Annotated in this window: 20 protein-coding genes; 15 read left to right on the top strand and 5 right to left on the bottom strand. The window is 35.9% G+C overall.

Going from position 1 to position 19,625, the window contains the following annotated elements:
- The first annotated feature begins 173 nt into the window (after positions 1 to 173).
- From ABC228_RS11140 to ABC228_RS11125, 4 genes are all read left to right on the top strand, one after another.
- The gene (locus tag ABC228_RS11140) at positions 174 to 407 is read left to right on the top strand and encodes an IDEAL domain-containing protein (protein ID WP_345825212.1); all 234 of its coding nucleotides are present in this window, start codon (positions 174 to 176) and stop codon (positions 405 to 407) included.
- A gap of 90 nt (positions 408 to 497) precedes the next feature.
- Entirely contained in the window at positions 498 to 1,958 is a 1,461-nt protein-coding gene (locus ABC228_RS11135; protein ID WP_345825211.1) for a methyl-accepting chemotaxis protein, read from the top strand.
- Between the two features lie 69 nt (positions 1,959 to 2,027).
- Entirely contained in the window at positions 2,028 to 3,302 is a 1,275-nt protein-coding gene (locus ABC228_RS11130; RefSeq protein WP_345825210.1) for an MFS transporter, read from the top strand.
- A gap of 297 nt (positions 3,303 to 3,599) precedes the next feature.
- Positions 3,600 to 4,634 carry a serine hydrolase domain-containing protein gene (locus ABC228_RS11125; RefSeq protein WP_345825209.1) on the top strand — a complete coding sequence of 345 codons (1,035 nt, stop codon included), beginning with the start codon at positions 3,600 to 3,602 and terminating at the stop codon, positions 4,632 to 4,634.
- A 70-nt stretch (positions 4,635 to 4,704) separates the two neighbouring features.
- Here the strand turns inward: ABC228_RS11125 and ABC228_RS11120 are convergent, their stop codons facing one another.
- The gene (locus tag ABC228_RS11120) at positions 4,705 to 5,616 is read right to left on the bottom strand and encodes a zinc dependent phospholipase C family protein (protein ID WP_345825208.1); all 912 of its coding nucleotides are present in this window, start codon (positions 5,614 to 5,616) and stop codon (positions 4,705 to 4,707) included.
- Positions 5,617 to 5,846: 230 nt separating this feature from the next.
- Between ABC228_RS11120 and fumC the strand changes: the two genes are divergently transcribed.
- Complete coding sequence (gene fumC / locus ABC228_RS11115; RefSeq protein ID WP_345825207.1) at positions 5,847 to 7,232, top strand: class II fumarate hydratase; 1,386 nt, start codon at positions 5,847 to 5,849, stop codon at positions 7,230 to 7,232.
- A 149-nt stretch (positions 7,233 to 7,381) separates the two neighbouring features.
- Positions 7,382 to 7,585: an alpha/beta-type small acid-soluble spore protein gene (locus ABC228_RS11110; RefSeq protein ID WP_345825206.1), complete on the top strand. Its 204-nt coding sequence runs from the start codon at positions 7,382 to 7,384 to the stop codon at positions 7,583 to 7,585.
- Positions 7,586 to 7,765: 180 nt separating this feature from the next.
- Here the strand turns inward: ABC228_RS11110 and ABC228_RS11105 are convergent, their stop codons facing one another.
- Both ABC228_RS11105 and ABC228_RS11100 read right to left on the bottom strand, forming a co-directional pair.
- Complete coding sequence (locus ABC228_RS11105) at positions 7,766 to 8,863, bottom strand: ABC transporter ATP-binding protein (protein WP_345825205.1); 1,098 nt, start codon at positions 8,861 to 8,863, stop codon at positions 7,766 to 7,768.
- 129 nt (positions 8,864 to 8,992) lie between these two features.
- Positions 8,993 to 9,874, bottom strand: a complete 882-nt coding sequence (locus ABC228_RS11100) for a PucR family transcriptional regulator (protein ID WP_345825204.1) — start codon at positions 9,872 to 9,874, stop codon at positions 8,993 to 8,995.
- Between the two features lie 155 nt (positions 9,875 to 10,029).
- Between ABC228_RS11100 and ABC228_RS11095 the strand changes: the two genes are divergently transcribed.
- The gene (locus ABC228_RS11095; protein WP_345825203.1) at positions 10,030 to 10,380 is read left to right on the top strand and encodes a YlbF/YmcA family competence regulator; all 351 of its coding nucleotides are present in this window, start codon (positions 10,030 to 10,032) and stop codon (positions 10,378 to 10,380) included.
- 60 nt (positions 10,381 to 10,440) lie between these two features.
- Here ABC228_RS11095 and ABC228_RS11090 read toward each other — a convergent pair whose 3' ends face one another.
- Positions 10,441 to 10,800, bottom strand: a complete 360-nt coding sequence (locus tag ABC228_RS11090) for a hypothetical protein (RefSeq protein WP_345825202.1) — start codon at positions 10,798 to 10,800, stop codon at positions 10,441 to 10,443.
- A gap of 157 nt (positions 10,801 to 10,957) precedes the next feature.
- On the opposite strand from ABC228_RS11090, the gene ABC228_RS11085 reads away from it, so the two are divergent.
- Positions 10,958 to 11,731 (top strand): enoyl-CoA hydratase-related protein, encoded by a 774-nt coding sequence (locus ABC228_RS11085; protein WP_345825201.1) that lies wholly within the window; start codon positions 10,958 to 10,960, stop codon positions 11,729 to 11,731.
- Between the two features lie 79 nt (positions 11,732 to 11,810).
- Here ABC228_RS11085 and ABC228_RS11080 read toward each other — a convergent pair whose 3' ends face one another.
- Entirely contained in the window at positions 11,811 to 11,996 is a 186-nt protein-coding gene (locus tag ABC228_RS11080) for a YhzD family protein (protein WP_345825200.1), read from the bottom strand.
- Between the two features lie 168 nt (positions 11,997 to 12,164).
- Here ABC228_RS11080 and ABC228_RS11075 point away from each other — a divergent pair, with 168 nt between their 5' ends.
- The 7 genes from ABC228_RS11075 to ABC228_RS11045 all read left to right on the top strand — a co-directional run bounded on the left by ABC228_RS11075 (position 12,165) and on the right by ABC228_RS11045 (position 19,568).
- The gene (locus ABC228_RS11075; RefSeq protein ID WP_345825199.1) at positions 12,165 to 12,374 is read left to right on the top strand and encodes a helix-turn-helix transcriptional regulator; all 210 of its coding nucleotides are present in this window, start codon (positions 12,165 to 12,167) and stop codon (positions 12,372 to 12,374) included.
- A complete protein-coding gene (locus ABC228_RS11070; RefSeq protein ID WP_345825198.1) occupies positions 12,364 to 12,681 on the top strand; it encodes a DUF3796 domain-containing protein in 318 nt (105 codons plus the stop codon). Before ABC228_RS11075 ends, ABC228_RS11070 begins: the two co-directional genes overlap by 11 nt.
- Before the next feature lie 31 nt (positions 12,682 to 12,712).
- Entirely contained in the window at positions 12,713 to 13,030 is a 318-nt protein-coding gene (locus tag ABC228_RS11065; RefSeq protein ID WP_345825197.1) for a DUF2178 domain-containing protein, read from the top strand.
- A gap of 19 nt (positions 13,031 to 13,049) precedes the next feature.
- Positions 13,050 to 13,949 carry an ABC transporter ATP-binding protein gene (locus tag ABC228_RS11060; protein ID WP_345825196.1) on the top strand — a complete coding sequence of 300 codons (900 nt, stop codon included), beginning with the start codon at positions 13,050 to 13,052 and terminating at the stop codon, positions 13,947 to 13,949.
- On the top strand, positions 13,942 to 15,189 hold the full coding sequence (locus ABC228_RS11055) for an ABC transporter permease (RefSeq protein WP_345825195.1): 1,248 nt from the start codon (positions 13,942 to 13,944) through the stop codon (positions 15,187 to 15,189). The genes ABC228_RS11060 and ABC228_RS11055 overlap by 8 nt, the downstream gene beginning before the upstream one ends.
- Before the next feature lie 167 nt (positions 15,190 to 15,356).
- Positions 15,357 to 16,580: a metallophosphoesterase family protein gene (locus tag ABC228_RS11050; RefSeq protein ID WP_345825194.1), complete on the top strand. Its 1,224-nt coding sequence runs from the start codon at positions 15,357 to 15,359 to the stop codon at positions 16,578 to 16,580.
- Positions 16,581 to 16,589: 9 nt separating this feature from the next.
- Positions 16,590 to 19,568 (top strand): ATP-binding protein, encoded by a 2,979-nt coding sequence (locus tag ABC228_RS11045; RefSeq protein ID WP_345825193.1) that lies wholly within the window; start codon positions 16,590 to 16,592, stop codon positions 19,566 to 19,568.
- Positions 19,569 to 19,625: the final 57 nt, after the last annotated feature.

The following is a 19,625-nucleotide window of genomic DNA, read 5'->3' as shown; positions in this document are numbered from 1 at the left end:
GGTGGGTCTAGAGAAACATAAAAGCACGAACGAATATCAATTGAAACACTATAATTATGTTTCCTAAACGCAATAAAAATGACCAGGTGCTAGTTGTACTTTTTCGAAAATCCCATTGCAATTATTCATAAAATTTAGGATAATGGAATAAAGGAGCAAAGGGGCGTATTCCCATGAAGAAGGAAAAGGTAATTTATCGCTTTTGTCCGTATGAAGGAAAGGTCCTAAACGCTAAAAGAGAAATATCCTTTGAAATTCGTTTAGCATCTCGACTGCTTTTAGATGAGTTGTGCTTTAAGTGGAATAAAAAAATGCTAGAAGAAAAAATAAATGATTCGATTGAAAAAGGGAATAGAGAAGAATTTGCAAGCGTCCGCGAAGAATATTTAAACTATATTTGGGAATAAAATCGTACGCATCTTTCAAATAGCCTTGCCTACGTTTGGTAAGGCTATTTTGGTGTACAGATAATGATAAAATGAATTTAGGGGGATAATATGAAATTAGATCTAACCATTCTAAAAAGACAAAATCGTATACTGTTGTACATACTTTTATTTTCACTTTTACTTGGACTGGGAGCAGAGATAGTCGTAGGGGCACCAATTGAAAATATGGTGGCTATATCACTAGGTGGAGGTGTCGGAATTGTATTAATAGCTGTTTTCAATCTTAAAGGCATCTTTACACAGCTTGTTCCATATCTAGCAATAGTAAGTCTAACGGGAGTATCATTCATTATTATGCTGAGCTCTGACTATGTAACCAATATGTTGTTCACCTTCTTTTTGTTAGCGGTTTCATCTATAGCGTTGTCTCGAGCTGTGCTTACTACTGGGGGTGTTTTGGGAATTTCTTTACTAATCTTTTTTATTATCTCAAAAGGACAAACAGTAGGATTTGATACAAGGTCTGCAGCAATTACAATCGTGTTTTTTGTATTAATTTTTCTTATACTGTTTATACAAATTAAGGTCTCCAGAAGCTTTTTAACAACGATGCATCAAACGTTATCTGGAATGAAGGCAAAATCTGAAGAAGACAAACAACGTTCAGAACTTGTTCATGCGGGTGTTGAAGTAGTTAGAAAACAAATGAATATCATTGAAAATGATAGTAATTTAAACCAAAAGCAAGCAAAGGAGATGTTGGAAGGGTTTCGTGAAATTGCAACGGCGAGTCAGTCACAAGCAGAGACTGCTTCAGAAATATCAGAGACGACAACGATTAACCATAAATCATTAGAAAAGATGATAGAATCCTTCTCAAGAAGTGTGCAGGATGGGGAAGAATTAATTCTGCTATCAACGAAAGGGAAGGAATCGATGGATACGTTATCCAATACAATTGAAAAATTCCAACAATCTTTTGCTAATTTAACAAACAATATGGAAAGTCTTGTGAATAGAATCTATGAGAACAACTCAAACGCGGAGAAGATACAAGATATTGCAGAACAAACAAATCTACTCGCATTAAATGCAAGTATAGAAGCAGCCAGAGCAGGGGAATATGGCAAGGGATTTTCAGTGGTTGCCTCGGAAATACGTAAGCTGGCAGAGGTGTCACAGTTAACGGCAAAGCAAATTCGTGAAAATCTTGACATGATTGAATTCGATGCAAAGAATACGCAATCAGAAGTAAGCAATAACGAAGACAAAATAAGGGCTAATAATGCACACACGAAGACAGCAAAAGAAAATTTTGAAAGGATAACAGAGCAATTACACAGCTTTATAAAATATCTTCAGTATTTACACGATCAAGCAAGTGAGATTAAAGGGTCATCAGAGTCGATTGAACTTTCCGTCAATAATCTTGCCTCGATTATTGAAGAAACAACCGCAACGATTGAAGAATTAGAAGCAATTGTTGACGAGCAAGTGAATCGTATGGGGAACTTGGTTCAAGCTATTGAAAAAACAAATGAAGCGGCCGCTGCAGTAGAGAAAGCATAAAATTTACCAATTCTTAACACAGTGGTCCAATTTATTTGCTATGCTATTGATGAGAGGAGTGTAAGTATTTTGATAAAAGACAAAAAAACTCAGTTAAGTTGGGCACTCTATGACTTTGGAAATTCGGCATTTGCAACAACAATGTTAGCTGCTGTTCTTCCTATATTTTATTCAAATGTTGCTGCAAACGGCTTAGAGGATGGCTTAGCAACAAGCTACTGGGGTTATGCCAATTCGATAGCGGTTTTAATAGTCGCTATTTTAGCACCAATACTTGGAGCAATTAGTGATTTTTCTTCGTCCAAAAAGAAATTTCTGCGCTTCTTTGCTTTTATGGGAATGATTGCAAGTATTTTATTAGCTTTTACTGGTGAGGGAGATTATATATTTGTTGCACTTTTATTTATCATCGGTTCAATCGGTTTCTCAGGAGCTAATATTTTCTATGATGCTTTCCTGCCAGAAGTAGCAGATGAAAGAGATATGGATAAAGTCTCTTCAAAAGGTTTTGCACTTGGTTATGTGGGTGGCGGAATATTATTACTAATTAATGTTCTCATGATTTTAAAGTTTGAATGGTTTGGGTTACCGGATGTTACTTCTGCTATGAAGGTGTCATTTTTTACGGTAGGTTTATGGTGGTTTATCTTCTCCATACCACTTTTAAAGAATATTCATGATGAGAAAAAGGCACCTATTAAACGGGATAAAGCATATTTATCCATTGGTTTTTCTAGAATTGGAAGTACATTTAAAGAAATTAAGCAGTTCAAGCACTTATTGATTTTTTTATTTGCCTTTTGGTTATACAATGATGGAATCTCCACGATTATTCGTATGGCAACTATCTATGGAGACGATATCGGAATTGATCAAAATAGTCTAATTGTTGCATTGCTAATTACACAATTTGTCGGTATTCCATGTACCTTTTTCTTTGGTTGGTTAGCAGGAAAAATTGCACCAAAGAAAGCATTAATTATGACGTTAGTATTCTATTTAGGGATTGTAATACTTGGGTATTTCATGAATTCTGCACTTCATTTTTACTTGCTAGCTATTTGTGTAGGATTTGTCCAAGGGGGAGCACAAGCTCTAAGTAGATCTATTTTTGGACGTATGGTACCAGAAAATAAAAAAGGTGAATTCTTTGGTTTTTACGGTATTTCTTCCAAGTTCTCTGCAGTATTTGGACCATTCTTATTTGGATTTGTCGGTCAAATTACTGGTAACAGTCGATTTGGAATTCTATCCTTGGTCTTCTTCTTCGTTGCGGGTATTATATTATTGAGCTTTGTTAATGTTGAAAAAGGAGCACAGGCAGCAAAACAACATACGGCATAAGTCGGCCGCTTATTTGTATGGTCGGTAAAAACGCTAATCGAAAATAGATTAGCGTTTTTTAGTGTAGAAAGGTGAAACCTTTCAAGAGAATAGTCGTATACATCTAATGAATGTAGAAGATTTTTATATTCAAACGCTTCAAAAGATGTGACTTTCCGCTTTTTCTTAGGGAGAATAGCTTAATCAGGCGATGGAATATTATTTGAATCAAACGGAACGCCAATAGAAAGAATAGCGAACAACTAAATTTCTTGCTAGTGGCATTATAATGAAAGCGTGGATGAGGAGGAATAATAAATGATAACTGTTAATGGAACCGTTGAAAGAGAAATAGAAGAAATAATTGTTCCATACACGAATAATAAAACAAATCTAATACTAACAATTGGAATAATCAAGGATGGCCAAAAACAAATTTATCGTAAGGGTAAGCATAATGAACTGGAAGAAACGAATATTGAAGACGGGATATACGAAATAGGCTCGATTACGAAAGTATATACATCTTCATTGTTAGCCAAGGCAATCGATGAAAAAAGAGTCTGTCTAGATGACTCCATAGTACAATATGTACCTTCCCTAAGCCAAAATAAACACTTGAACGAGAACCCTGTTACACTTCGACATTTAACGACACATACTTCAGGATTACCTTCTCTACCCCTTGGTTTTACGTTAAAAGTACTTTTTTCTAAAAAGGTAAGAAATAATCCTTACGTATATTTTTCAAATCAAGATATGTTCAATTTTTTAATGAAGTATAAATTTCATCTGGAAAGAAGGAATTTTAATTACTCAAATTTAGGTGTAGGGCTTTTGGGGCATATCTTATCCAATGTATATGAGGAGGATTATGAGACCGTCATTCAAAATGAAATATGTAGACCAATGAATTTAACGAATACTGCCATCCGTTTGTCAACAAATCAGAAAAAACAACTCATACCTGGCTTTGATCACAAGAATAGGGCTGTAGACAACTGGGATTTTAACGCACTTGAGGGAGCGGGGGCGCTTCGTTCAACAATTACGGACCAGCTTGCTTTTTTAGCGATTCAGATGGATGATACGGAACAGTTGAACTGGGATTTGTCTCAAACACATAAGGTTCACTATGACGAACCAAAGGGTATTAGCGTTGGTATGAATTGGATAATTGACAAGGGAAAAAATGTTATCTGGCATAATGGAGGAACTGGTGGTTATTCGAGCTTTATGGGATTTCATAAAGAGAAAAACTTAGGAATTGTAGCGTTATCCAATTATGCACCTAGCTTTTCGAAAAAGGCAACGCTTGACCAAATTGGATTCCAACTATTGAAGCAGTTATGACCCTGGTAGTGAATGAAGAGGCATGAGTCGCGAACTCATGCCTCTTCGACTATCCAGCAATATAGATTACTTAAACAATTGGTTCACTATACTTGTTCGATAAGTTTAAATGTAGTGGTAACCCGGTATCGTAAGAGATATCTCCAATAATGTCGACTAAATCAGAACGATTAGAGCTATCATCCTTCCAATAATCCAGTACTTTTCTCATTACCTCGATACCTTCAATACGTGCTTGCTCATACAAATCAATAAAGCTCTTTTTGGATGCCTCGTTTGTTGCAGGATGATACCATGTCGTATGTTCTAGATTTAAGTAATCCTTATGCTCCGTAATAGGCTGATGGGAGAAAGAGGATACCATTGATTTTAAAAGTTTATTTTTCCAGCCATGCGGATCTGCTAGTAATTTCAGTGCAAGATGCATATCACTAAAAGCTTTTTGAATATAGTCTGAAGAGCTTCTCTTCACTTCGGGATAGTGCTTTAATATGACTTGATGAAGTACCTCCGATATATCCTGTTTCTGTTTTTTATGAAGGTGTATTTCCTTATAGACAGGTGTTTTCCATGTTTTCAGGTTTTTATATCGTTCCATCATTAACGTATCGATAATGACCTCTAGTTTTTGATGTTTATTTCCTTCATAGCCCGCCCGATAATGGATATAAGGGTGTGCATTACGGTCTAAAATATGGTGAGTCACAAATCCAAATACATAGGATTTTATTTCAACTGACTTGTGTTTAGCCAAGTGAATCAAATCGAGTAGAAATTCTCCGCATTTTTCAGTATGTAAAAGATTCCCTATTTGATGAACAGGTTCATCTTTAACCCAAGGCCAAAAATTGAAATAAAAGAAAGGATCTGGACCTTGTGCTCCTAAATTAATGATATAACTATGCTTTGGTAATGACTGGGGATTACCAATTGAGTCAATTACATCTTCGCAAAAAAGCATATGTGTCCATATATTAGGCATATAAAGTCCTCCAATCATTAGAATTACGATATTTTTATCCTTTTAGATGTCTAATTACTAGTATAAAGGTAAACGATGGGATTAAGCATTACAATTTTGTGAATTATCAAGCGGAGCAAGAAATATTATTTTTAGGGTTGAGAATGTGAAATAGATTTTCATTTCTAAAAAATTTGGTACAATAGAGGAAGATTCAATTTGAAGAATAATACATTGGGGAGGCAATACATATGGATTATCGCATAGAACATGATACACTAGGTGAAATTAAAGTACCAGCTGATAAACATTGGGGTGCTCAAACGCAACGCAGTAAGGAGAACTTTCCAATTGGAAATGAAACAATGCCAAATGAAATAATAAAAGCGTTTGCAATTCTAAAGAAAAGTGCAGCAAAAGCGAATCGTGATTTAGGTTTACTAGATGCGAAAAAAGCAGATGCAATTGAACATGCTGCATTACGAATTCTAGAAGGCAATTTGGACGAGCATTTTCCATTAGTTGTATGGCAAACTGGAAGTGGTACACAATCTAATATGAACGTAAACGAAGTAATTGCATTCGTAGGGAATGAGTGGTTAAAGAAAGAAGGAAGTGATTTAACACTACATCCAAATGACGATGTTAATAAATCACAGAGCTCAAACGATACCTATCCAACTGCAATGCATATTGCAGCATTACTAAAGCTTGAGGATGTTGTGTTACCGGCATTAAAGACATTGAAGTCTACTCTAAAAACAAAAATGGATGCATTCCACGAAATTGTGAAAATCGGCCGCACACATTTACAAGATGCAACACCTTTAACGCTTGGGCAAGAAATTAGTGGTTGGCACCGTATGTTAGAGAAATCAGAAAACATGATTGTCGATAGCTTAGAATATTTAAAAGAGCTTGCTATTGGTGGGACGGCAGTTGGAACTGGATTAAATGCTCATCCGGAATTTTCTGAGCGCGTATGTACTGAAGTAAGTAACTATACTGGGAAATCATTTGTTTCTGCTCCCAATAAGTTCCATGCATTAACAAGTCATGACGAAACAGTTTTTGCACATGGTGCCTTAAAAGGTTTAGCAGCAGACTTGATGAAAATCGCAAATGATGTACGTTGGCTTGCTAGCGGTCCTCGTTGTGGTATTGGAGAAATCACGATTCCAGCGAACGAGCCTGGAAGCTCCATTATGCCAGGGAAGGTTAATCCAACACAGAGTGAGGCTGTTACCATGGTAGCTGCACAAGTAATGGGTAATGATGCAACAATTGGGTTTGCAGCTAGCCAAGGGAATTTTGAATTAAATGTATTTAAACCTGTCATTGCTTACAACTTCCTGCAGTCTTGTCAGTTACTAGCGGATAGCATGCTATCCTTTGACGAGCGCTGTGCACAAGGAATTGAACCGAACCATGATCAAATCGAAAAGAATCTAAATGATTCATTAATGCTTGTGACTGCTTTAAATCCTCATATCGGCTATGAAAATGCTGCTAAAATTGCCAAGAAAGCATTTGCTGATAATGCGACATTGAAAGAAACTGCAGTAGCATTAGGTTTATTAACCGAAGAGGAATTTGATCGTTATGTAAATCCAAAAGAAATGACTTATCCAAAGTAAACAAGCAAAGAAAAACGAATCCTGCACCTTTCGTGCAGGATTCGTTTTTTTTTCATGCTAGCCATTTCATCAAACCACAAATTACCAGTGTTTATTTATAATAAGATTTCTAGATCTGTTAACAATACTTAGTACAGGAGGTGATAAACATGGCTAGCAACAACAGTTCAAACCAATTACTTGTACCTGGCGTACAACAAGCTCTTGACCAAATGAAATATGAGATCGCTTCTGAGTTTGGCGTAAATCTTGGTGCTGATACAACTTCTCGTGCTAACGGTTCTGTTGGTGGAGAAATCACTAAGCGTTTAGTTCAAACTGCTCAACAACAACTAAATGGTAAAATTCAATAATGATGGATTCGGGGGAGGAATCCCCTTCCTGAAAGGGAAAGTCGTAATGGCTTTCCCTTTATTTATTGTTAATTGTATTGTTTCCTAATATCTAGAAATAATTCCCTAATTTTTACAAAAAAAGTAAAGCAAAGCAAAAAGGAGGACAAATTAATTTGTCCCCCAAGAAAACTATAACCGTTATTTAATTCTTTCTTCTGTTTCAGCATCAAAGAAGTGAGCTTTATTCATATCCAAAGCTAAATCGATTTTTTCTCCACCTTGTATATCGGAACGAGAGTCTACTCTTGCGATGAAATCCTGATTGCTTACTTTTGAATATAAGTAAGTTTCAGCTCCCATTAATTCAGCTACATCGATTGATGCAGAAATTTTTGTTTCCGGACTTGATTCGATGAAGACTAATTCATCATGAATATCTTCAGGGCGAATTCCTAGAATCACTTCTTTATTGACATAACCTTTTTCTTTTAATAGCTTCATTTTTCCTTCTGGTACTTTAATGTTTACTTCATTCATGACAAAATCAGTTTCTGTTAACTTACCGGTTAAGAAGTTCATAGAAGGTGAACCAATAAATCCACCAACGAATACATTATTCGGGTTGTCGTAAACTTCTTTTGGTGCACCAACCTGTTGGATAACACCGTCTTTCATAACCACAAGACGAGTAGCCATTGTCATTGCTTCTGTTTGGTCATGTGTTACATAAATAGTAGTAGTTTGTAGACGCTTGTGAAGCTTTTGAATTTCAGCACGCATTTGAACACGAAGCTTAGCATCTAAATTGGATAACGGCTCATCCATTAAGAACACCTTTGCATCACGTACAATTGCACGCCCTAATGCAACACGTTGACGCTGACCACCAGATAATGCTTTTGGTTTACGATCCAAATACGCTTCCAAACCAAGAATTTTCGCTGCATTTTGAACACGCTTATCAATCTCATCTTTTTTGAACTTACGCAACTTAAGTCCAAATGCCATGTTATCGTAAACATTCATATGTGGGTATAACGCGTAATTTTGGAAAACCATCGCGATGTCACGGTCTTTTGGAGCGACATCGTTCATTTTCTTATCATCAATCAATAAATTACCTTCTGTAATTTCTTCTAGTCCTGCAATCATGCGCAGTGTAGTAGACTTACCACAACCAGATGGACCAACAAATACGATAAATTCCTTATCCTTGATATGCAAATTAAAGTCATTTACCGCTATAACCTCTTTATCGTACTTCTTTTGAATATGTTCTAATTTTAATTCAGCCATTGGATACTCCCCCTAATATTGAAAGCGTTTTAATTGATATGTCTATTATAGTAAAGATTTCATAAGGCTAAAATGGCAAACATGCACAAAGAATCTTTCTGTCTTTGTGCATGTTTACTAATAAAAACGTTATTCAGTTGATATAAGAGCTAAATAAACGGTTAGTGCCTGATGAAATTCTCGTACATCAATCCCAGTTTTTTCGTGGAATTTATCGATACGATATTGAAGACTGTTACGATGCATGTATAATTTCTTTGCCGCTACAGATAAATTTAAATTGCTTTCAAGGAATGTGTAAATCATTTTAATAAACTCTGTATCGTGTTGAAAATCCTGCAATACGACTTTTTGAACTTCTTTTTTAAATGTAGGATCTATTTGCTCCATGAGAATATAAGGTATTGCTTCTAAATAGGAGATGACATGATGATCAGAATACTTAAATGCGATATTAGCACCAGTAATCAGGTGTTCATAATGTTGTTTAACTCCCTTTATGTCTGAAGTAAAAGGGCCGACAAAGAATTTGATATTTACATAGATATCACTCATGAAAATATCAATTATTTCTTTATAGGAAAGCTCTTCATCTATCCCATCTTGTTGAATTTCAATGATTACTCCTTCATCCTCGTTTTTCCACAATATTATTGTTTCTCTTTCAAATAATTCATTTAATGCTTCCTTAAATGCTTGTGGATCTATTTGTTTAGTTGGTATAGAAAAATACACAAATCGATAATTAATCGCGATGTGTGGAACTATTTCTTCTTGGAAAATCCATCCCTTCCATTTTTCCTCTTCAGAAGTCATTTGCGGGAATAGATGATGAAGTGGTCGTAATAATGCGTTTAGTAAGGCGATATCTTTTGCTTCTAATTCACTTTGATGAATTCCGATGATATGTGATTCTTCCGTTATGTACCATTTGAATGTATCTTCTAGAGTTGAGGGAAGTGTCTGATGATAGCAAAGTGTTGGAAAGATTTTTTTTAATTGCTCAATCAATGGGAATACCTCATTTTCTGTAGTCTTCTTTTTATTATAACAATTGAAGCAATGTATAAAAAAGATTTTAAATAATTTTGTAAATATGATTTCAGTATACATTGAGCGAGGGGTTTGTTATAGTGGGTGTAATCGTAACCAAGGAGGAATATGTTTTGCCAAATATGTATGATAGTGCTTATGAATTAGAAAAGGCGATTCGTGAGAGTGAAGAGTTTAATGGGCTAAAAGCTGCGTTTGAAGCGGTTATGAGTGATGAATCTGCAAAAAAAATGTTTGAAGATTTTCGTGACACACAAATGGAACTTCAACAAAAACAAATGCAGGGTCAAGATATTACAGAAGAAGAATTAGAAAAAGCACGTAAGGTTGTAGAGCTAGTCCAACAGCACGATGCCATTTCTAAATTAATGGAACAAGAGCAACGTTTAAATTTAGTAATTAATGAAATTAGCCAAATTATTACAAAGCCACTAGAAGAGTTATACGGATCACAACAAGGATAATAAGAGCGTATTTTAAAAGCAGGGATAGTTTTATCACCCTGCTTTTTTTGTTATATGAGATTATTCTTTGAATTGGTCGATTGTTTCTTTGTCATCCCCAATGGTGTAGGTTGTAAAGGTAACCTCTGTTCCAGATTCATACGAATTTGATTCCAGTTGCTTTTTCGCATCTTCAGAAAGACGATAGGTAATATCCTCGCCTTCAACCGTAATGATTATCTCATCTGAGGAATCGATGCTTTTGATTGTTCCGACAGTTTCAGGTGCTTCCTGACCGGCAAGCATTGTTCCAGAAGTATTTTCATCCGTTGATTCTAGACCACTATCCTCATGTTCCTCAACGGTAAAACCACATGCTCCTAGGAATAATAAGCCGAAGAGACTGACAATCAAGATGCCCTTTCCCATATACTTCTTCATATAACCACCTCCTTTGGTGATACACTTTATACCTGTAAGACGATGCGTTTAAATAAAATGTTTCGCTAATTAGAATTGTAAGGTTCGTAGCAGGAATTTATCAGCTGATTATCGAATAAGGTTTGTAGATTGTTTTCATTTTGAGGGGGAATAGAAAATGGATTTTGTAAAGCATGAGAGCAAGGACAATATTTCTTATATTACACTTGCCCGTCCGGATCGATATAATGCACTTAACAAAGCGTTTCTAGAGGAATTACTAGAGGTAGTGAAAGCTGTTGAAAATAATCAAGATAAAATAATCATTTTAGCTGGTGAAGGCAATGCATTTTGTGCTGGGGGCGATATCGCCATGATGAAGGACTTTTCCAACAAAGTGTTTTTTGATTCGGTAATGCAGACCATTGCATCCATTGTTAGAGGTCTATATATGATGCCCAAGCTTGTAATCTCTGCCGTACAAGGTTCAGCAGCGGGATTAGGTCTAAGTATTGCATTAACAGCGGACTATGTTGTAGCACATCACCAAGCAAAATTCGGTATGCTGTTTAATGGGGTAGGGCTTGCACCAGATGGTGGTGGTCATTTTTGGGCAGAACAACGTCTTGGCACACAACAAGCAAAACAGTTTATTTGGGGGAATCCGAAGCAGGTAAAAGGTGTGGAAGCAAAGAATATGGGACTTGTAGATGTTCTCACGGAAGAAGAAGTACTTACGGAGGCAAATAAGCTAGGAAATATTCTCTTGGCATCTCCATTAGTAGCCATGTTAAAAACGAAAGCAACCTATCATAAACAGCATCTGGGTACATTAAATTACTATCTTGAAATGGAGCAACAAAATCAATGGGAACTACGAAATACTGCGGATCATCAAGAAGGAGTTCATGCATTTTTAGAGAAGAGAAGTCCAGTTTTTAAAGGGCAATGATTTTGTTTATTGATCATCTACAAATACAATGAGTGGGTTAACACCCACTCATTGTATTATTTTATATGATTTATTTTGACTAGCGATGAAATAAAATTAATTTAGCGTCTGGAGAAACGCATCGGTGGGTATGCTCTAAGTAACCTTCGTTAGCTAATCGTTCTTCTCCAAGCTTTTTAGCTTCCAGATCATTTGCAGCTTCAAAAGATTCATCTAATAATTTTTCCCCTGATTTATCAAATACCGTTAGCACATATGTTTTCATTTCTTTATCTCCTCCTGAAGTAACTTCTATAAGGTTATATTCGCTTTTTTATCAAAAAATCCTTCTCGGAATCCATTATTATTTCTTATGTAAAGTTACCTTGACATGACTAATAGTGTATAGTAAGCTTTACGTAAAGTTAACTTTACAAAAAAAGTAGGAGATAACATGAAAACGTTAATTCGTGAGAAACGAATGGACAGAAATATGACACAAGAGGAGCTCTCGCAGGCTTTAAAGGTATCGCGGCAAACCATTATCTCATTGGAAAAAGGTAAGTATAAGCCGTCACTTGTGTTAGCACATAAACTCGCACAAATTTTTAAATGCCAAATAGAGGAGTTATTTATTTTTGAGGGGGATGAGAATGTTCAGTGAAGAATTTCTAAATAATCCTTGGATAGTCGTTATTCTGTTTGGAACTTTTGCTTGGATATTGGTTGCGTTTAGGATTCAGCGTAAGATTGGGCAAAGAGAACACCGTTATGATGAACGGTATGAATATGAAACTAATCGAGTGAAAAGCAAAGCCTGGGATATTATGCTGCTAGTTATGCTAGTAGCGATGCCAGTTGTCATTATTTTCGATGGTGTATCCTTCAGTTATTTTCTTTTAATGATTCTATATACGATACATTGTTTGTCAATGGGGATTGTGGCTATCTATTATCGTATGACATCGTAATGTCTATGTGCTTTCAATAAGGGGGATAAAAATGCTTAGTGAAGAATTTTTAGAAACGCCGTGGGTTGTACTCATATTAATTGGGAATTATTTGCTGATGCTCACGATATTTTTCGTGCAACGTTATGTAGGTAAGAAAAATCATCGCTATGATGAACGGTATTATCAGGTGAACAATCGAGCAAAAAGCCGAACATGGGATATTATGCTGGTCGTAATGCTCATCGCTTGGCCAATTGTAATCATGTTTGATGGAATTTCATTTAGCTTTTTTTTATTAACTGCATTATATATGCTGCATTGTATTATTTTTGGTATATCGGCTGCTTTTTATGGTAGTAGAGATTAAAAGAAAGGGAGTGTAATAGATGACCTTAGTATTAAATAATGTAACAAAACGTTTTGGAAAAAACACCGCAGTCCATAATCTTTCTATTGAAATACCTGAAAATGAAATGTTTGGTTTTTTAGGTGGAAATGGTGCTGGAAAAACCACTACATTTCGAATGATATTGGGCTTGCTCGATCACACTTCAGGTGAAATCACTTGGAATGGGGAGGAAATCGACTATGGTAAAAGCAGTGTCATTGGCTATTTACCTGAGGAAAGAGGCCTATACCCCAAGCTAAAGGTAAGAGATCAAATTGTATACTTGGCTCGATTAAGAGGAATGGGAAAAAATGATGCGGTTCAAGAATTGGAAAAATGGTTAGAACGCTTTCGTGTTCCGGAATATATCGACCAAAAAGTAGAGGAATTATCAAAAGGAAACCAACAAAAAATCCAATTCATTTCCAGTGTCATCCATAGACCAAAATTATTAATTCTAGATGAACCATTTTCTGGGTTGGATCCAATTAATGTTGAGATGTTGAAGGATGCTGTCGCGGACTTGAAAAATCAAGGAACCTCTATCGTATTTTCATCCCATCGGATGGAGCATGTGGAAGAGCTATGTGAGCACGTATGTATATTGCAAAAGGGTACACCTGTTGTCCAAGGAGCTTTACGGGAAATAAAACGGTCCTTCGGTAAGAAAAATCTGGTGATTCATGGGGATTTGTCATTAGATTTTCTTGAGAATTATGATGGTGTTATACGGTATAAAGCCTTATCTGAAGGTTGTCAGCTACAAATTGTCGATGAAAATGTCTCACAGGATATTTTCAATGCCTTACAAGGAAGGGGCTTTATTCGAAAGTTTGAATTAGAGGAGCCATCACTAAATGATATCTTTATTGAGAAAGTAGGTGCGGCTTATGAATAAGTTTTGGATTATTGTATCGCATACCTATATGTCTAGGTTAAAGACGAAAATGTTTTATATTAGTACAATATTAACGCTGTTATTTATTACGCTAATGGTAAACTTTGAATCAATCGTTGATACCATTTCAGGTGAGGATGATAGAAATGTAGCTGTTATTGATGATTCGGGGGAGCTTATAGATTCGTTAAGCACTAGTGTTGAAGCAAGTAATCTCGGATGGGAAATTACCTCTTACACCCAATCAGTGGAAGAAGGGAAGGAAGCGGTGAAAGAGGGAGACTTCTCTGCACTTGTCACACTTTCTTTAAATGAAGAGGGCTTTCCAGAGGCGACATACTATGCAAATAATATCGCAGACTCAGAGTTACAAACCGATTTACAGCAACAGCTGCAACAATTAAAGATTTCGATTGCCACAAAAAAAGCAGGACTTGACCAAGAAACAATTGGAGAAATATATGAGCCGATTACCTTTCATTCGGTTTCATTGGATCTTAATGGTAAATCTGAGGAAGAGTTAAATCAAGCTCGTGGGATTGTTTATGCGATGCTAATTTTACTTTACATGGCAGTTTTGATGTATGGAACCCTTATCGCGACTGATGTTGCATCCGAAAAATCATCCCGTGTGATGGAAATATTAGTGTCCAGCGCTTCGCCTGTAACACATATGTTTGCAAAGATTGTTGGCATTGCCTTACTAGGATTAACACAAATCGCTATATTTGTAGGAGTGGCATTTGGTATGCTTCAAACGAAGCAAGATGGTGCAGGTGGATTGTTAGAATCGTTTGGCTTTCATGGAGCGTCGATCTCCATCCTTCTTTATGGTGTACTATTCTTTATTTTAGGCTATTTACTTTATGCGACGTTGGCAGCAATGTTAGGATCCCTTGTAAGTAGAGTTGAGGAAGTAAATCAAATGATAACACCAATGATGTTACTGATCGTAATTGCTTTTATGCTAGCTATGTTCGGAATTAATGTTCCAGAGTCAACGGTTGTTACGGTAACCTCTTATATTCCGTTTTTTGCACCGATGCTAATGTTTATTCGAGTAGGAATTCTAGATGTAGCAATGTGGGAAGTTCTTTTATCGGTAGGCATTTTAGCTGCCACTATTTTATTATTTGCTTTCATAGGTGCTAGAGTCTATAAGGGTGGCGTATTACTCTATGGAAAATCAAGCTCATTAAAGGACATAAAGAAGGCAATTGTACTATCAAAGAAAGAATAGAATGGATTAGAAAATATGAAATGAAAGACCGCTTATGGGAAGCGGTCTTTCTATGTGTGGAGTAATTAGTATTGTATACCGAACGAAGAAAATGGAAAATCTATTACGAACGTGCATTCGTGTATTGTTTTTGGTAAAATAGAATAATAAAGTTAGGAGGTATGGTGGTGGAACAGAAGATTTCCTTTATTCATGCAGCAGATTTGCATTTAGATAGTCCCTTTAAAGGGCTTTCCAATGTAAGTGAAACGATTTTTCAAGAAGTACGTCAAAGTACATTTGCTGCGCTTGATAATTTAGTCAAAGCAGCAATTGAAAGAAATGTAGATTTCGTATTGCTTGTAGGTGATTTATTTGATAACGAAAAGCAAAGCTTAAAAGCACAAATTAAGCTGAGAAATGCATTTCAAGAGCTACAACGCCATCATATAGAGGTATATCTATCCTATGGCAATCATGATTATATAAAGGGGAATATCTACCCGATAACCTATCCAGACAACGTTCATATATTTTCAGGTGAACAGTTATCGTCATTTTTATATCAAAAAGACCACCAAACATTAGCAGCCATATATGGATTTAGCTATGAAAATCGCGCAGTTACCAGAAATAGAGTTCAAGAATATCAAATAATTGATTCAGAGATTCCCTTTCACATCGCTATGCTTCATGGAAGTATTGAAAGTAATACAGAGCACGATACGTATGCACCCTTTCAACTAGGAGAGTTAATAGATAAGCCTTTTCACTACTGGGCTTTAGGCCATATTCATAAAAGAGAGATTCTGAAAAAGAACCCTTTCGTTATCTATCCTGGTAATATACAAGGTAGAAATAGAAAAGAAACAGGTGAAAAAGGCTGCTATTATGTAGAGATGTCCGAAAGTGAAGCCGAAGCAAGCTTTATACCATTACAGGTAATTCAGTATAATTCGATAACAATCGATTTATCAGCTTGCAAAGCCATTCATGATATAGAGCAGGTAATAAAGGATAACTTAGCAGCACTTGAAGCACCTGTACCTCAATTAGTGGATCTTACATTACATAGTAATCAAAGTAATCTAATCGAATGGAAAAACGAGGATTTAATAAATGAAATCATTGATATCATCAACGATACATTTGAAAATCAAAAGAATTGGCTTCATATTTTTCGTTATACAATTCAAGATGGCTATCCACTACATAATAGTCCTTTAAAAGGTGATCACTTCCTAGGCGAATTAAGCAGTCAAATGGAAAAAATCTCGGTTAATCAGATTGTAAGTGAGTTATTTCGACATAAAGAAGCTAGAAAATATATAGAAGCTCTTGCGAATGTAGAGGAGGAAAAGATAAAGGAAGAGGCCTTTCAATTACTAACTCATGAGCTGATGAAAGAGTGAGGTGAACGCATGAAACTCAGAAGTGCAATAATTTATGGTTTTGGAAAATGGGTGGATTATACAATCGATTTTTCCGAGCAGTCTTTTATTACCATTTATGGTGAAAACGAATCAGGAAAAACAACGCTTCAACGTTTCCTCATATTCATGCTATTCGGTCTTCCTCCAAAACAACGAAAACACTATCAGCCCAAGACTAGCAGTAAGATGGGTGGTCTTTTAACAATCGTGGACTCAGAAATAGGAGAATATACAATTGAACGATTACATGATGTTCGTAATGGGACAGCAAAGTGTTTTACTTCAGATGGAGGAGAGTATGATGAAACCTGGCTCCAAGAGAAACTACATGGTATGAATGCAAAAACCTTTCGTTCTATTTTTTCCTTTTCTGCAGTGGATTTAAGTGCAATACAATTCATGAAGGAAGAAGATATCAGTGACATATTACTTGGAGTAGGGCTCACCGGTTCGACGCATATATATACGATTGAAAAGCGACTTGAGCAAAGGCTGGCAGACTATTTTAAGCCATATGGAAAAAACCCAGAAATTAATCAACAATTAGAGAGATTGAAACAGCTGCAACATGAATTGACAACCATAAAGCAAGAGGAAGCTACCTATCAGGAAAAGAAAAATGCAATAATGGAGCTTCATGTCGAAATAAAAATGCTACAGGAAGCCCTTCAGGATGAGAAACAGAAGCAACTATACTTTGAAAAGGTAATTCAAGCTTTACCACAAATTGAGGAATATATTGTATATCAACAGCAATTAGCTGAATATCCTCAGCAGATAACGATTCCTGAAGAAGGGATTGAAAGACTTGAATACGTGAAAGATAAGCTACTTCCTATAAAAAGTGAGCTCACAGTACTTCAGCATAATCAAGAAAAATTTACGAAAGAGAAGGAAGCATTAGAAGAAAGCATAGATGCTTTTCCATTAGAGGATGCAAAGAAAGTTACTTCGTTACTTTCTAGTAATTTGGAGCATGAGAAAGACCTTCAACGGATACAAAACGAAATTAATAGGCTAGATATGGAGATAAACAATCAGATTCTAAGCTTAGATATTGCGCTCACTATGGAAGAGTTAGAAGTTATGAATTTGCCATTTCATGTAGAAAAGCAATGGAATGATTTAAAAGTCAATATGGAAGAAATAGAGCGTGAAAAGCAATTAAATGCGGAACAAATGCAACTTGCGAATAGTAAGCAGAAATTCCTAGAGGAGCAACTAAGTGAGATTAAAGACAATATTCTCCCTGTTGAAAACAGAAAAGAGCTAGAAGCGTTATTAAACAGGCATAAAGAAGGCTTATTACGTGAAAGGCTTCAACAAGAAGCGAGTAGAAACAAGGAAAATTGGCGAAAAACAAAACAAAAGACAAATTCTAGAATAAAGCTCATTTTAGGATTATCCATTCTTGTTGCGATAATATTTGTCATATTAGCAGTTGTATTCAAAGATTTCTTATACACGAATTATATGGTGGTTAGTCTTGCTGTTGGTTTAGCACAGTGGTTCTGGGGGAAAAAATCTATTACTGACATGCAAAATATGGTCATCCAATTTCCTAGTGATGCACCTTCTTCTATTGTTTCCGAGGAGGAGAAGAAGCATGCTGAAATGCAAATCCATCTAGATCAAGAGTATACGAATGAAATGACATTACTATATGAGCAGCTGAAGGAAGCAGATATTCAGCTTAATCAAGTTCAGGAACAAAACATTTTAGTAGGTCAACGACAAGTGGAGCTCTTGGAGCAAATTGACAAACAAAAGAAGCTTTATCCTTTTTTACAGGTGCTCGATGTACGATATTGGCCAGAGTTGTATCATGCGATAAAGCAACTTATCCGAAAAAGTCACGAGAAAAAGCAGCTTAGAATGGAAGCCGAACAGTTGAATCACAAGCTAGATGATTATAAGAATATAGTGCGTGATTTCTTTGAAAAGAATGATGTGGGACAAGCATCGAAATCAACTACCAGCCAACTAGAGTTACTAGCATCTAAACGTAATAGTCTTCAAGAAAAACAAACACAGCTACATCACATAACGAAATTGTTAGAAGATAATTTGCAAAGAGTGGAAGAATTAACGGTAACATATGATACCTATGAGCGTGAAATGACAGCACTGTTTGATATAGCAAACGTAAAAACGGAAGAAGAATTTTATAGAAAAGCAAAAACATTCTTTGAAAAAGAGAAGCTTCAAGTTAATTGCGAAAAAATCAAGACACAGTTCTCATCCTTTTTTTCACCAGAAGAGTGGAAGGAGCTAGTTCTAAACAAGCCCCAACATAATTCGATGGAGCTACAGAATAATGAAGTATTCCATACGATTCAACAACTAGACAGAGACATCGATGAAAAACGACAGCAGCTTGCCAATTTAAAGGCTGAGATTCAGCAGTTAGAATCCTCTGATACCTACTCTAAATTGGTCCATCAATTTGAGGCCGAAAAAGAAAAGCTAAGTGAGCTTGGACGGAAATGGGCTATTTATAAGACAGCAAAGGAACTTTTGACTGAAACAAAGGATTCGTATCGTGATAAATATTTATCAAAAGTATTGGAAAAGACATCACAGTTTTTTTCGATATTGACAGAAAACGTATATATAAATGTATATGCACCTTCAAAGGACAAACCATTTGCGGTTGAACGATTTGATCATATCCGGTTCCATGTTAATGAATTATCACAAGGTACCATGAATCAGTTATATGTTTCCTTACGTTTAGCAGTATGTGAGGTAATGAGTGAAAGCATGGAACTGCCATTTATTATTGATGATGCATTTGTGCATTTCGATCCTATTCGAACGAAGCGGGTTATTCGCTTATTAGGGGAAATAGCAAGTAATCATCAGGTACTCTTATTTACCTGTAATCATGAGGGATTGCCCGAATTTAACAGCAGTAAACCACTCAAGTTGACAAATGCGGTTCCAATATTGGAAAATAAGTGGTAAACTGATTGCAAACTAGCTATACAGTCTAACTAAAAATTATTTGAATACATGATGTGT

Origin of the sequence: Ornithinibacillus xuwenensis, assembly GCF_039614845.1 — a bacterium.
GTDB lineage: Bacteria > Bacillota > Bacilli > Bacillales > Amphibacillaceae > Ornithinibacillus > Ornithinibacillus xuwenensis.
Note: the sequence above shows the minus strand (reverse complement) of the source record. Positions and strands in the feature narration are given on the sequence as shown.

Coding starts and splice junctions, on each gene's coding strand:
- ABC228_RS11140 (WP_345825212.1), top strand. CDS start 174: ATGAAGAAGGAAAAGGTAATTTATCGCTTTTGTCCGTATGAAGGAAAG.
- ABC228_RS11135 (WP_345825211.1), top strand. CDS start 498: ATGAAATTAGATCTAACCATTCTAAAAAGACAAAATCGTATACTGTTG.
- ABC228_RS11125 (WP_345825209.1), top strand. CDS start 3,600: ATGATAACTGTTAATGGAACCGTTGAAAGAGAAATAGAAGAAATAATT.
- ABC228_RS11120 (WP_345825208.1), bottom strand. CDS start 5,616: ATGCCTAATATATGGACACATATGCTTTTTTGCGAAGATGTAATTGAC.
- fumC (WP_345825207.1), top strand. CDS start 5,847: ATGGATTATCGCATAGAACATGATACACTAGGTGAAATTAAAGTACCA.
- ABC228_RS11110 (WP_345825206.1), top strand. CDS start 7,382: ATGGCTAGCAACAACAGTTCAAACCAATTACTTGTACCTGGCGTACAA.
- ABC228_RS11105 (WP_345825205.1), bottom strand. CDS start 8,863: ATGGCTGAATTAAAATTAGAACATATTCAAAAGAAGTACGATAAAGAG.
- ABC228_RS11090 (WP_345825202.1), bottom strand. CDS start 10,800: ATGAAGAAGTATATGGGAAAGGGCATCTTGATTGTCAGTCTCTTCGGC.
- ABC228_RS11085 (WP_345825201.1), top strand. CDS start 10,958: ATGGATTTTGTAAAGCATGAGAGCAAGGACAATATTTCTTATATTACA.
- ABC228_RS11080 (WP_345825200.1), bottom strand. CDS start 11,996: ATGAAAACATATGTGCTAACGGTATTTGATAAATCAGGGGAAAAATTA.
- ABC228_RS11075 (WP_345825199.1), top strand. CDS start 12,165: ATGAAAACGTTAATTCGTGAGAAACGAATGGACAGAAATATGACACAA.
- ABC228_RS11070 (WP_345825198.1), top strand. CDS start 12,364: ATGTTCAGTGAAGAATTTCTAAATAATCCTTGGATAGTCGTTATTCTG.
- ABC228_RS11065 (WP_345825197.1), top strand. CDS start 12,713: ATGCTTAGTGAAGAATTTTTAGAAACGCCGTGGGTTGTACTCATATTA.
- ABC228_RS11060 (WP_345825196.1), top strand. CDS start 13,050: ATGACCTTAGTATTAAATAATGTAACAAAACGTTTTGGAAAAAACACC.
- ABC228_RS11055 (WP_345825195.1), top strand. CDS start 13,942: ATGAATAAGTTTTGGATTATTGTATCGCATACCTATATGTCTAGGTTA.
- ABC228_RS11045 (WP_345825193.1), top strand. CDS start 16,590: ATGAAACTCAGAAGTGCAATAATTTATGGTTTTGGAAAATGGGTGGAT.